Below are 13,866 nucleotides of genomic sequence, written 5' to 3'. Positions count from 1 at the left end.
CTCCACGCCGCCGGTGGACGACGGCGGCGGCGATGGACGAGAGCCACTCGCGGCGGGCACACTCGTCCACATCGGACGGACGCGAGGAGTCGAGGTGGCAGCGCGGCAGGACCCGATCGCCGGCCGGTACGAGCTGGTCGAGCCGATCGGCCCCGGCGGGATGGGACAGGTCTGGCGCGGCTACGACGCGGTGCTCGACCGTGAGGTCGCCGTCAAGCTGATCCGCACCGACGTGATCTCCTCCGCCGACGAGGCCGAGGAGTTCGCCCGGCGGTTCCGCCGCGAGGCCCGGATCACCGCGCGCATCCAGCACCACGGCGTCCCGCAGGTGTACGACGCGGTGCTCGACCAGTCGTACGACCGGGTGTACCTGGTGATGGAGTACGTACGCGGCACCTCCCTGCGGGCGTACGTCGACCCGGCCCGGCCGATCCCGGTCACCTGGGCCGCCGCGATCGCCGCCCAGATCTGCGCGGTACTCTCCCACGCGCACGCGATCCCCGTCGTGCACCGCGACCTCAAGCCGGACAACGTCCTGGTCACCGACACCGGCACGGTCAAGGTGCTCGACTTCGGGATCGCGGCCGTCCTGCGTACCGACGTCACCCGGCTGACCGCCACCGGCCAGGCCGTCGGCACCCACCGCTACATGCCGCCCGAGCAGGTCCAGGGCGGCCAGGTCGTGCCGCAGAGCGACCTGTACGCGCTCGGCTGCGTGCTGCACGAACTGCTCGCCGGCCGGCCGCTCTTCGACGGCCCCCACGAGTTCGCGCTCATGCGGCAGCACGTCCACGACGAGCCGACGCCGCTGCGCACGCTCCGGCCGGACGTGCCGGAGGCGGTGGAACGGCTGGTGCTCGACCTGACCGCCAAGGTCCCCGAGCAGCGGCCCGCCGACGCGTACGAGGTGTACGAACGGCTGCTGCCGTACCTGCCGCTGCCCGGTGCCGCGCCGCCGGCCGCGCACCCGCCCAACACCGGGATGCCGGACCCGACGGCGCTGTACCGCCGGCCCAACTCGCCCCGGCCCCGCGTCGACCCCCCGGCCCGGTCCGCCCCCGGAGCCGCCGTCGACACCCGGCCGCCGGACGCCGCCCCCGGTACCGGCCTGCGCGACGTCATCAACGTCGCGTTGGCGCACTCGAACGACCTGCTCGCCGAGGAGCGGTACGGCCAAGCCGCCGCGGCCCTGCACGAGGTGGTCGAACGCGTCGCCACGGTGCTCGGCACGGAACACCCGCGCGTCCTCGCGCTCCGGCAACGCCGGGCGGCGATCCTCGTCGTCGGCGGTGACTTCCGCACCGCGCTGCCGGAGTTCGACACGCTCGCCTCGGCGTTCGCGCGGACCCAGGGGCCGACCGGCGACGCGGCGATGGCCTGCCTCCGACAGGCCGCTCACTGCCGGGCCGGACTGGGTCAGGTCACCACGGCGCTGCGTCAGTTCCGCCAGGTCCTCACCCACGTACGGGCTGCCGAGGGCGACGTCTCCACGACCGCTCTGGAACTGCGCCGCGACATCGGCCTGCTCCTGCTCGCCGAAGGGGACGTCGAGGCGGCGAAGGCCGAGTTCGTGTCGCTGTACGAGGACCTCGGTGTGGTCTACGGGCCGGACCACGAGGAGAGCCAGGAGGTCGGCGACCTCCTGACCCGACTGCGGTTCTCCGGGGAGAGACAACCGCCCGCGAGGTTCGACGACGGGTCAGCCCGCTCACACCAGACGGGTGGTCCGGTGACCAGAAGGAGTGGATGAGGCTGTTCGGAGGACGTGGGACGACGGGACCGAAGACTGACAGCCGCACCCCGGCCCGGTTCGATCGCCGGGCCGCGCGTGAGTGCTGCCGGCGCGGGCGACGACTCGCCGAACGGCTGGGCGCCCTGGAGCCGCTGCGGGCCGGCGCGGGGCAGGAGGCGGCGAGGCAGTACCGGCAGGCGCATCAGGCCCTGGTCGTCGAGCGGTTGCGGACGATGCCGCTCCAGGAACTTCGGTCCGCTGCCGTGCAGGGCCTCCGGCTCGTCCCCAGCGTGGAACGAGCCGGCTACCGCGACGTCCTGAGCGTCCTGAATGCGTCGCCGGCCGACCTCCTGCGGCTACCGGGTGTCGGCGAGCGGACGGCGGCGGCCATGCGGCAGGCGGCCACGAACCTGTACCGGCACGTCGACCAGGACACCGTCGTACGGCTCGACGCCGACCGGCGGCCGGCGGCGCTGGAGCCGCTTCTCCGCGCGTTACGGGTGCTACACGCGCTGAACCGGCTGATGAGAGACAACCGGAGCATCGTCGGCCCGCTACTGGCCGACCTCACCGATGCGCTGCGACGCGCGGAACCCGCGACCCGATGGTGGGCACAACTGCTGGCCGGGGCCGACGCGAAGGCGACCGCCCGGGCGGCTGTCGGCGACGTGCAGCGACTGCTCACCGATTCGCGGGCACAGGCAGCGGGCGAACTCCTCACCAACGTCGAGCGTGCCATCGCTGACGCGGCGACGGTCGACCACCGTGAACTGTGGGCCGACTACGTCCGGCACGCGGCGGCATACCACACGCTGCTGGCGCAGGTGGGTGGTCCGACCACGGACGATGCTCCGGCCCATGGGTACCTGCCCCGGCCCGTCCAGGACCGGGCCGACCAGATCGTCCTGGACCAGTCGCGGCTACGCGTCACCCTCCGCGGCTACCAGGCCTTCGGCGCCCGGTACGCGCTCGCGCAGCGGCGCTGCATCCTCGGTGACGAGATGGGACTGGGCAAGACCATCGAGGCCATCGCGGTCTGCGCCCACCTCGCCGCCAATGGCGAGCGGCACTTCCTCGTCATCTGCCCGGCGAGTGTCGTGGTCAACTGGCTGGGTGAGGTCGCGCTGCACAGCACGCTGACCGCCCATCGGCTGCACGGACCGGAACGGGACCAGGCCATCGCGCACTGGTACTCCTCCGGGGGCGTGGGTGTCACCACGTACGAGACCCTGAGTCGGCTTGCCCTGCCCGCCGACCTGAGGCCGGGCCTCGTGGTCGTCGACGAGGCGCAGTACGTCAAGAACCCCAGAGCCCTTCGTTCCCAGGCCGTCGCTGCCTGGATCGCGGTCGCGCCACGCGTGGTCTTCCTGACCGGCACGCCCATGATCAACCGCGTCGACGAGTTCCGGCAGTTGATCGGATACCTGAACCCGTCCCTCGCCGCGAGCATCACGGTCACGGACGGACTGGCCGGGGCCCCCGCCTTCCGGCGCAAGGTCGCCGACGTGTACCTGCGTCGCAACCAGAAGGACGTCCTCACCGAGCTTCCAGAGCTCATCGAGGTAGAGGACTGGGTGGAGATGGAGCGCGCCGAAGCCGAGACGTACCGGCGGGCGGTGGAGACGCGCAACTTCCCCGGCATGCGCCGGGCGACCGTGGTGCCGGACGGTCCCGTCCGGTCGGCGAAGCTGGATCGACTGCGGGAGATCGTCCAGGAGTCCGCCGACAATGGTGGGAAGGTGCTCATCTTCTCGTACTTCCTGGAAACCCTCGACCGGGTGCACCAATCCCTCGACCGGTCACCGAGGTTCCTGCTCACCGGGAAGGTCCCGCCGGCTGCCCGGCAACAACTCGTCGACGAGTTCTCCGCCGCCGAGGGCCATGCCGTCCTGATCAGTCAGATCCAGGTGGGAGGGGTGGGCCTGAACGTACCGGCCGCGTCGGTCGTGGTGCTCACCGAGCCCCAGCTGACACCGACGGCCGAGGAACAGGCCATCGCGCGGTGCCACCGGATGGGCCAGACCCGACGCGTACGGGTCCACCGTCTGCTCGCGAAGGACACCGTCGACCAGCGTCTCCTGGAGATCCTGGGGCACAAGACGGCGTTGATCAGGGCCTACGCGAAAGAGAGCGTGGCCAAGGCGGCCCACCCGCTGGCCACCGACAGCCGATACATCGACCAGTCCCTGCTCCACGACTCGGCGATACCAATCGACCAGCGGATCATCATGGTCGAACGCCAGCGGCTCGGCATCGACGGGCGGCGGTCTGACCGGCGATGACGCCGAGCCGCCGTCCAGCCGACGCGGGTCTGGTGGTTGGCGTGAGCGCTCCCCCCGATCACCTCGGGCGTCATCCGGAAAACAGCCACCGGGCACCCACCCGAAAGGCCCGATACGACAGTTCAAGGCATGAGACAGGAGCATTCTTCCGAACCCGGTCGTACGCTGGGCCGGTCCTCCACATAGGACGGATCAGGAAGGCGAGGAGACACTGATGAGCGAGCTGGGCCCTGCCCGGGACGCCACCCACAAGGACCTGGTGGACCGCGCCAAGCGGCTCTTCCGGTACCTCGCCCACGCCCAGCAGCTCAGGGACCGGCCGCCGCAGACCGTCGACTCGTACCCGACGGTGCTGTGGCTCGCGGACCTGCCTCACCACCCGGCCGTGGCGACGGCCCACCGCGCCGGCGACCCGGAGCCGGAAAGCCCGATTCTCTCCATCGGCCGGGTCGCCCGTGCCGCTCCCCCCGATGTCGGGGAACTGCTCGCACGGTGGTTGAACGGACCGCTGGACGACCCACGTCGCCCCCCCGTGCTGCGGACCGGCATCACCCTACTCGAGGAGGCCACCGCCGACGACGACCCGGACGCGCCCGTCCCATCGCGCTCGCTCGCCCTCGACGACCACCCGGAGGTGACCGAGGCATACGACGGCTGGCTCGTCGGGTGGGAGACGTGGGCCGAGCAGGAGCAACGCGACCGCCCGGTACGCGACCTCTACGGACAGTTGTTCAAGGCGTACACGGTGGCGACCGGGAATCCGGAGGAGTACGAGCTGGTCCTCGGTGCTGGCTGCCTGAGCTGGCGGCCGGACGGGCACCCCCCGGTCAGACGGCACCTGCTCACCGCCCCGGTGGTCGTCAGCCTCGACGAGAACAGCGGCCGACTGACGGTCGCCCAGCGGGATCCGGCGGATGGCGTCAAGATCGAGCTGGACATGCTGGGACCCTCGCTGACCGGATCTCCGCTGCTCCCGGAGGTGAAGAGCACGGCGCAGGCGTACGAGGCTCACCCGTTGCACCGCGACGAGGTGGGATCGATCGTCCGACGCCTGGTGCACATCCTCGATGCCGACGGCGAGTACCGGGACGTCGACCGGGCATCGGCGCCGTCCGTCGACGCGGTGGCCACCTTCGCTCCGGCCCTCTTGCTGCGTCGCCGTTCCCAACAGGGTCTGGTGGAGATCTACCAGAACCTCGTCGAGCAGATCGCGCTGGCCGGTGAGGTACCCGACGGTCTGCTTCCATTGATCGACCCGGACCACGCACCGGCGGTGACCGCCGAGCGCACCGATGGTGCGGTGGTCACCGTCGACGACGATCCCTTCCTTCCTCTTCCCGTCAACGACGTGCAGCTACGCATCATCCGCCAGGTCGACACCCGCGCGCAGACGCTCGTCCAGGGACCCCCGGGTACCGGGAAGACGCACACCGCCGCAGCGCTCCTGGCACACCTGTTGGCGCAGGGGAAACGGGTGCTGGTCACGGCGCACACGGACCGCGCGCTCAAGGAGGTCCGCGACAAGCTGCCCGCCGCGATCCGGCCGCTGTCCGTGTCGGTCGTGGGCAGTTCCCGAGAGGACATGTCCGAACTGAAGGTGGCGGTGGAGCGGATCGCCGCCGCAGCGGCGGAACGGGACCGACGCCGAACCGACGCCACGGTGGCGGCCTGCTACCAGAGCATCGACCGCCTCCGCCGTCGCCGTTCCGAGATTCACCAGCGGCTCGTCGACGTCCGGGGGCAGGAGGTGCGGGAGCATCACCGGAGCGGCTACCACGGCACCCTGGCCACCGTGGCGACGCAACACCAGACCCAGGCCGAGGCACACGAGTGGTTGACGGAGCACGTCAGTGTTCCCGCCGAAGGGCAGTCGCCGCTCGACCCGGCCGAGATCCTCCAGTGGCTGGGATACCTCCGCGACAGAACGCTCGTGGCGGACGAACCCGAGACGCACCAGGCCCTACCCGACCTCCAGGCTCTACCTGAGCCGAAGATCTTCGCCGACCTGGTGGCCAAGGAGCGGGAGGCGGTCGCCGCCGAAGAACGACACGCGCCCGCCCGATCCCACCCCGCCTTCGGGCCGGTCAGCCGGTTGAAGCGGGAAGACCGTAGGGAACTCCGTCGCCGGCTCCTCCGACTCGCCGAGACGGCAGGAACCCTGGCCCGGCGCCCTGAGGCGTGGATGGCGACCGCCCTGGCCGACGTCCATACCGGTAGAGCCGGCATCTGGCAGGGCCGCGCCACCCACGTCTCCTCGTTGATCGCCAAGGTCGAGGCAGTCGTCCAGGATCTCGATCCCCTCGTCGACGTGGTCGTCACCGGCGACGGTCACGCGCCGCTCATCACGCAGGCGTCGGAACTCGTCCGGTACCTCGAGGCCGGTCACCGACTCAAGGTGGGAGCGGACGGCACACCGAAGGTCGGCCCCTTCACCGCCAGGGTGGTCAAGCAGGCCCAGGAACTCTTCACCCGGGTCCGGGTCGACGGGCTGCCACCCACCACTGCCGAGGCGTTGCGACTCTTCGTCACCTGGGCCGACGCCGTCCGGAAACTGGACGCCCTGGATCGGGCCTGGCCGCGCGACCTGCGTATCCCCGTCGAGGACACGGTGCACGAGCGGTTGCGTTGGCACATCGCGGAGGTCGAACAGCTCCGTCGGGTGCTCGACCACGCGAACGCCGTCACAGCTGAAGAACAGACGTTCGTCGCCTGGCATCTTCCCGCCGTCGACTGGCAGGACCTGGACGCGGTCCGTGGGTACGCGGCGCTCACCGACGCCGTGGACGCCAGCGAGGCGGCGACCGAGGCCAACGTCCCCCTTCATGGCCTTGAGGAGAGCGTCGCCGACATCGCCCGGCGCTCCGACGCGGCGGCCGTCGTCCACCGTTTGCTGCTGGCCGTTCGACAGCGGGACGAGCGGGAGTACGACGCTGCGTACCAGCGGATAGGGCGGCTGGCCGAGGTCGGTCGCGCCGCTCAGCATCGGAACGCCCTCGGTCGACGTCTCGACACCGCTGCGCCAGCACTCAGACGTGCCGTCGAGGACTCGTGTCACGACGACGTCTGGGACGGACGGCTGTCGGCCTTCGGTACAGCCTGGGATTGGGCTGCCACCGCCACCTGGCTGCGTCAGCGGGAGAACGTCGACGTCAACGCCCTCCAAGCGGAGATCAACCAGATCGAGGAGCGGATCCGTCACGAGGTGGAGAAGTTGGCGGCCGCCAGGGCGTGGGGACACGCCGTCGCGGAGGAGCGGCTCACCGGCACCGCGCGCGCGAATCTCGAGCAGTACGCCTACCTGGTACGGCGCCACGGGAAGGGCACCGGAAAGTACGCCGCCCAACAGCGCGCCGAGATCCGTCAGGCAATGGACCGCTGCCGGTCGGCTGTGCCCGTCTGGATCATGCCGGTCTACCGCATTGCCGAACAGTTGCGCATCGCACCGAACATGTTCGACGTGGTCGTGGTGGACGAGGCGTCCCAGGCCGGGCTCGAGGCGACGTTCCTGCAATACCTCGCACCGAAGATCGTGGTGATCGGGGACGACAAGCAGGTGTCACCGAGTGCCGTCGGCGTTGACCAGCAGCAACTTCGCGACCTCGCCCAGCAGTACCTGGCCGACGACCCGTACCGGGCCTCCTGGCAGGATCCGAAACGCAGCCTCTTCGACGAGGCGAAAATGCGCTTCCGGGGGCTGCTGACGCTGGTCGAACACCGTCGGTGCGTACCCGAGATCATCGGTTTCTCCAACCAGATCGCCTACGAACCCGACGGCGTCCGGCTCATCCCGGTCCGCCAGTACGGCAGCGATCGCCTCGACCCGGTCAGGCCGGTCTTCGTCCCTGACGGTTACGTCCGCGGCACGACCAACAAGATCAATCCGAGCGAGGCCGACGCCGTCGTCGAGCAGATCGAGAAGTGCATCGTCGACCCCAGGTACGAGGGGCTCACCTTCGGGGTGATCTCGCTGCTCGGCAAGGCTCAGGCCCAGGCCATCGAGAAGAAGCTGCTCGAACGGATTCCGGCGGCGGAGTGGGCGAGCCGGGACCTGCGCTGCGGTGATTCGGCCGACTTCCAGGGTTCGGAGCGGGATGTCGTCTTCCTCTCGATGGTGGCAGCCCCAGAGCCCGGGCAGACCCTTCGGGCGCTGACCGGGGAGGCGTACGTACAGCGTTACAACGTCGCCGCCTCCCGGGCGAAGGACCAGATGTGGCTCTTCCACTCCGTGCCTCTGGCGGATCTGGGCAACCCGGAGGACCTGCGATTCCGCCTGCTGGACTACTGCTACGCCGTGGCCGGTCGGGCCCAGGGACCGACTGGCACCGCCGCAGTGCCCGGGACTTCTGCCGGCCGGGTGCCAGAGGACCGTCGGGTGGAGCCCTTCGACTCGCTCTTCGAGCAGCGCGTCTACAACCGCCTGTACGACCGCGGCTACACCGTATTCCCGCAGTATCCGGTCGAGCAGTACCGGATCGATCTCGTCGTCATCGGACCGGAGACGCGGCTGGCGATCGAGTGTGACGGAGACGCCTGGCACGGCCCTGAGGCGTACGAGCGCGACCTGGCTCGTCAGCGGGAACTCGAGCGGTGCGGCTGGCGGTTCTTCCGGATCCGCGAGTCGGCCTTCTACATCGACGAGTCGGCAGTGCTGCACGACCTCTGGGACACGTTGGCGAAGGTGGGGATCCACCCCTCGGGGTCGGTCCTCCGCCCAACGCTGGTCGCACCCACACCGACCGACGAGGTCACGGCACGGCCAGGCCCGGCGCTCCCGACACCGCCAACGGCGGAGATCGAAACTTCTGCCCCGCCCCATGCTCCGGAGCCGACGGTAGAGCCGATGCCGTCGGTGGAGACGCCCCTGGCTGAGGAGACCCACGTGCCCACGCCGGGACCAGCGCCCCGGGTCGGCAACGACTCCGACCAGCCGGACAGCAACCCGTCCGCCGTCGGCAAGACGCACCCCTCCGGCGTCCCACTGGAGCAGTACGAGGAGTTCTCCGGCGCCCTACCGTCCGTCCTGGAGTCGTCACACCAGCAGATCATCGACGGTCTTCGGCTGATCGTCGGCGTCGAGGGGCCCGTGCTCGGTGCCAGGTTGCACACCGCCTTCGTCAAGGCGGCCGGGGGACAGCGGGTCGGCAAGACGATTGCCAAGGCCCTGAACTCGGCCATCACCGTCGCCGTCCGTCGAGGCGTACTCATCGCCGACAACCCACTCGGTGAGGTCGGCGTCAAGCCGCAGACGTACCGACTTCCCGATCAGCCGCCGGTCCGTCCGCGACGACTGGGAATACGGGAGTTGGAGGACGTGCCACCCCGCGAACTGGCGGCGCTGCTCGATGACATCGAGCGGACGCGTGACGACCTGACGGAGGAGGCCCTGTACCGCGCTGCGCTTGAACGGCTGGGCCTCAAGCGGCTCACCCCCAACGTGGCCAACCGTCTACGGAAGGTCCGCATGTCGCTGACGGTCCGGGGCACCGATGGCTGACCAGGGACCATCCGCTTTCCACGAGCCGGACGTACCCGCTCCCAGGTGGATCACCCGGTCGCTGTACCCGAACGAGGGCCGAGACCCGCTGGGTCTGCAGACCACCACCCAGGACCGGCTGATGCCGGCCCTGCTGCCGGGGATCCTGGAGCTGTCCCGCCGGGCACGGTACCTCTCGTTCCACGCATTTCTGCTCGACGAGTACCAGCGTCGGCGCATGCCGGCCGACCCCGGGTCGCTGTCGCTGTTCGTCCGGCGGCGTGAGTGGGAACTGGGGCTGGCCGTGCAGCGGTGCCCCGCCGCATGCGGGTCCAGCCCGGTCGGCGCACGGAAATTGGGAGCCTTCGCAGGCCAGTCCGGCCCCTTCCCGCGCGGAGAATCCGTGGAGAGCAACCTCGGCGGGTACGGGTTGTACTACCGCACCCCGATGGCGGAGGTGGGTGTGGTCGCCCGAGCCGGCACGATGCTCGGCGACCAGCCGATCTCGATCGACGTCCTACGGAACACCGATCGGGCGAAGCGGTTGGCGGAGGAGTTCCGGTCGTCGGTCGGCCACACCAGGTACTACCAGCGGGCGATGTGGACCAACGACAGTCTGCCGGCGAAGCTGATCGACGAGTACGCGGAGGTGGCCTGCCTGTGCCGGCTACGCGACCGGGTGTCCGAGCAGCAGGCCGTACACGAGGCGCTGTTCGGCAGTGACCCTGCCGACGAGGCCGACGGTTCGGATCACCTGTCCGCCGAGGATGCGCCCCTCGTACAGCGCCGTCGAAGCGTGGCCCACTACCTCGCCCTCGTCGCAGGTGACCCGATGGTGCCCTGGTCCCACACGGCCTACCGGGAAGCGCTGTGGTCACCGCCGCCACCGCGCAGCGAGGCGCACGCCGCGGTGGCGGGCCAGTGGGCCGGGCTCGTCGCGAAGGACGTCTGGCAGGATGCCCTCTGCTCGGTATGGTCGCAGTTCTGCCGGGATGGGCTGGCCTACACCCGAAAGCAGGGACACGACCTCACGCCGGGGGAACTCCGGCAGATCGTCTCCGACATGGTGACCGGACCGCCCGCCCTCGCCGCCGACCATCCCACCGCCGACGTCGCCGAAGCGTTGCTCACCGGCGCCCTGGGCCTGCCGGACGAGGACGGCAACGAGGTTGTCGTCGCCGATGCCTCGCTCGAGGACCTCCGGTGGCGCAACGTCCGGTTGGACAGCGCGACGTCCGGGTTGGTCCTGCTTCTGGAACTCCACCGCCGTACGGCCGGACGCACCGACCCCGGCTGGATGCAGGCGGCCGGGATGCGATCGGCGTGGCAGCCGTCGCTCCGGAAGGTGCTGGCCGATCTGGACGCTCACCTCGAGCGTGGCCCGACCGTCGCGGAGACACTGTGGTGGCTGGTGTCGCACTTCGTGGTGCCGGTACACGAACGCATCGCCTACTCCAAGTTGCCGGAGTTCACGTTTCGGTTCCGCTGGGAGGAAGGGCTGTTGCGCTTCTACGACAAGGGCATGGGTAGGTTTCCCCTGGCTGCCATCCGCGACGCGCCGCTCGCCTGGCTCACCTGGGATCTCGGCCTGTGGACGGGAGACGAGCCGGAGCAGACCGGGTTGACCGCCCGAGGAGCCGCCTTCGTCGACGAGGTCCTGGCATGACCGGCACGGAGCAGAAGGCACCAGCGCACAGCCGACCGGTGGTCGAGCTCTTCACCGGTGCGGCCACCGCGCTGTGGGCGACCACCTACAGCGTGGACCTGGCGCTGTTCAACGAGTTCCTTCTGCCCCGCCTGGGTGAACCACCGCTGAACGTCGTCGTCCTGGCCGACCACCGGCGTCTCGCCACGGCCCTGGACCGGCTCGACGCCGGCACGGTGGACACCGTCGCGGCGGTGAACCGACGGTGGCTGCTGCGCGGGGTACGCCCCGGCGGCCAGCGTTTCCACCCCAAGACCTATCTCGCCGTGACCAGGACCCGGGCGACCCTGCTCGTCGGCTCCGGAAACCTATCCGTGGACGGCCTCAGCGCCGGTCGGGAAGTCTTCACCACCTTCCACTCGGGCACCCCGGCCGGTGACGCGGCCATCGGCGCGTGGCGTGGATGGATCCGACGGGTGGCGGGGCTGGTGGGTGATATGCAACTCGCCGACCGTTTCCACGACCTGGAGGCACGACTGCCCGCCGTCACGGTGACGGCCACGACGGAGATTCCGCTGCTGCACAACCTGGACCAGTCGATAGCCGCGCAGTTCGTCGACCGGGTGACCGGGCAGGCAACCTCTGCCGGCATCGACGAGCTGATCCTGACGGCCCCGTACTACGACAGGGACGCGGCAGCCGTCGGGCAGTTGCTGGCCAGTCTGCGGCCTCGGCGCGTACGGGTCCTCCTGACCAGTACGACCAAGGTCGATGGGTCCCGGCTCGCTGCGCGGCTGACCGCGAGTGGTGCGGCGGTCGAGGTCGCGTACTACGCCCCGGACCAGTTCGTCCACGCCAAGCTGGTCGGTGCGATCACCGGCGGACGCGGTTGGCTGCTGTCCGGATCGGCGAACCTGTCCCGGGCCGGGTTGCTGCACACCGCCAACGACCATGGCAACGTCGAGATGGCGGTGCTGACCTCGCTGGCCGCAGACGAGGTTCGGGCGAGGTTCACGCCGCCGGACACGACGATCGAGCCGGCCGACCTCACCCGCCTCGGGGCACTGTCCTTCCGGGTCGACCCGGAGTCGACCCTGCCGTCCGTACGGCTGGTCTCGGCCACCGTCGCAGCGGACGGCACGGTCGAGGTGACGAGTGAGCCGATTCCCCAGCCGGGCTGGCAGCTCGACGACCTGGTCAGCCCGCGAGCACTGGTCCCGCAACCGTCCGGCAGCGCCGTCACCGTCGGGCCGGTGAGCGGGCGGCTCGTCCGGCTGGTCGACGCCGACGGCTGTCCCCTGTCGAACCGGGTGGTGGTGGACGATGTCGCGGCACTCGCCGCCGCGCTGACCGCACCCACCGCCCGGTCGAGGTCCGACCGGCCCGCCGAGCTGGCCGACATCGACGTCGACTCACCCCTCGTACGCGCGCTCGTCCAGCTGAACCGGACCTTCGTCATGGAGGTCACCGAGCGCACCTCCGCCGCATCCGACACCGCGGCTGCCGGAACCGAGGACGGCCAGGGTGACGACGACCTCTGGGCACGCCTGGAACGCGAACGCCTTGCGCGCGATCCGCGTGCCGCTCGCTATCGAGCCGGTTGGGACGGTACTGGCCTGGGCGGCTCGGCCCAGGTCCTCGAACTGCTCGACCTCCTGCGCTCCCGCGCTCCCGGCGAGCCCGCCCCGACCGACCTGGGCCGGAAACTCCTCGCCCGGCTGCTGGATCAGGCCACCGAGGCGGACAGCCGCGAGAAGGGGTCCACCCGCCGCCGGTGGCAGCTGGCCGCCAGGGTACGGATACGGGCGCGGAACCTGCTGCGACGCTGGGCCGCCGCCCAGACCGACCCTCGTCTCGCCTGGATCGACCCCCTGGTGCCCGCCGACAACTTCGCCGTGATCACGGCCATCCTCGCGAACCTTCGTCTCCACCAAGCCGAGGAAATCTCGCCGGTCGAGCTGACCGCCGACGACCTCGACGACCTGTGGTCGCGCTGGCTGACCGGCTTCGTCGGCACCGGAGCCGGTGACGGTTGGCTCCACCAACTCGACCAGGACACCTACCGAGCCGCCCGCCAACGGCAGCCGGACGACCTGCCCGAGACCGTGGCCGCGCTGTGCTGGCTGTTGATCCGGCCGGGCCAGCACGCCCGGAAACGCATCGTGGCCGCCCAGCCGGCCATCGTCGCCGCCGTCAACCACGACCTGATCGGTCCCACCAACCACACCGCTCGCTATCTCAGCCGGGTCGTCGGGCGGCGAGTCACCCGGGCGCAGGTGGAGCAGGACATCCTGCACGCCGCTACCTTCGTCGACGATGCGCTCTGGTGCAACCGTACCGCCGATGACCTCGCGCTCGGCGGTCTCAGGCTGAAGGCCCCGCCGGGGGGCGCGGCGGACATCCAGGTCCGGCTGGACGTACGCGGTGTCGATGATCCCCTGCTCGACCCGCGCGTGCCCCGGCTCGTCGTCGCTGTCCGGCACTATCGCCGCTGCCAGGGCGTCGCGGTCTTCGCGGCCGACGCCGACTGGCGGCTCTCCCTGTACCCGGGAGAGACGATCGCCTTCCTGCCCGGTCAGGGACGACGCACCATCGAGTCCGCCGGGCCCGTGACCAAGGGCGACCTCGACCAGTTGGCGGTCTCCGTGGGTGTGCTGGCCGACTTGTTCCCGCCCACCGACGCGGCCGAGTCGTAGGTCCACCCGCAGCAGCCCGCCGGAGCCCGTCGTCTCGT

The 13,866-nt window shown here is 70.4% G+C and carries 5 protein-coding genes; all 5 read left to right on the top strand.

Going from position 1 to position 13,866, the window contains the following annotated elements:
* Positions 1–94: 94 nt before the first annotated feature.
* The 5 genes from IGA62_RS18980 to IGA62_RS18960 all read left to right on the top strand — a co-directional run bounded on the left by IGA62_RS18980 (position 95) and on the right by IGA62_RS18960 (position 13,828).
* Positions 95–1,750, top strand: a complete 1,656-nt coding sequence (locus IGA62_RS18980) for a serine/threonine-protein kinase (RefSeq protein WP_232624702.1) — start codon at positions 95–97, stop codon at positions 1,748–1,750.
* A complete protein-coding gene (locus IGA62_RS18975) occupies positions 1,747–4,014 on the top strand; it encodes a DEAD/DEAH box helicase (RefSeq protein ID WP_232624701.1) in 2,268 nt (755 codons plus the stop codon). Before IGA62_RS18980 ends, IGA62_RS18975 begins: the two co-directional genes overlap by 4 nt.
* Positions 4,015–4,228: 214 nt before the next feature.
* The gene (locus IGA62_RS18970) at positions 4,229–9,508 is read left to right on the top strand and encodes an AAA domain-containing protein (protein ID WP_145819509.1); all 5,280 of its coding nucleotides are present in this window, start codon (positions 4,229–4,231) and stop codon (positions 9,506–9,508) included.
* Positions 9,501–11,153: a hypothetical protein gene (locus IGA62_RS18965; RefSeq protein WP_145819510.1), complete on the top strand. Its 1,653-nt coding sequence runs from the start codon at positions 9,501–9,503 to the stop codon at positions 11,151–11,153. Before IGA62_RS18970 ends, IGA62_RS18965 begins: the two co-directional genes overlap by 8 nt.
* Positions 11,150–13,828: a phospholipase D-like domain-containing protein gene (locus IGA62_RS18960; protein ID WP_145819511.1), complete on the top strand. Its 2,679-nt coding sequence runs from the start codon at positions 11,150–11,152 to the stop codon at positions 13,826–13,828. Before IGA62_RS18965 ends, IGA62_RS18960 begins: the two co-directional genes overlap by 4 nt.
* Positions 13,829–13,866 lie beyond the last annotated feature (38 nt).

This window comes from Micromonospora sagamiensis (assembly GCF_014680085.1).
GTDB classification, from domain to species: Bacteria; Actinomycetota; Actinomycetes; order Mycobacteriales; family Micromonosporaceae; genus Micromonospora; species Micromonospora inyonensis.
The sequence above is the reverse complement of the archived record's forward strand: the minus strand, read 5'-3'. Positions and strand labels throughout refer to the sequence as shown.

Bases quoted from the DNA above. Each gene is read 5' to 3' on its own strand.
- IGA62_RS18965 (WP_145819510.1), top strand. From the start codon at position 9,501: ATGGCTGACCAGGGACCATCCGCTTTCCACGAGCCGGACGTACCCGCT.
- IGA62_RS18975 (WP_232624701.1), top strand. From the start codon at position 1,747: ATGAGGCTGTTCGGAGGACGTGGGACGACGGGACCGAAGACTGACAGC.
- IGA62_RS18960 (WP_145819511.1), top strand. From the start codon at position 11,150: ATGACCGGCACGGAGCAGAAGGCACCAGCGCACAGCCGACCGGTGGTC.
- IGA62_RS18970 (WP_145819509.1), top strand. From the start codon at position 4,229: ATGAGCGAGCTGGGCCCTGCCCGGGACGCCACCCACAAGGACCTGGTG.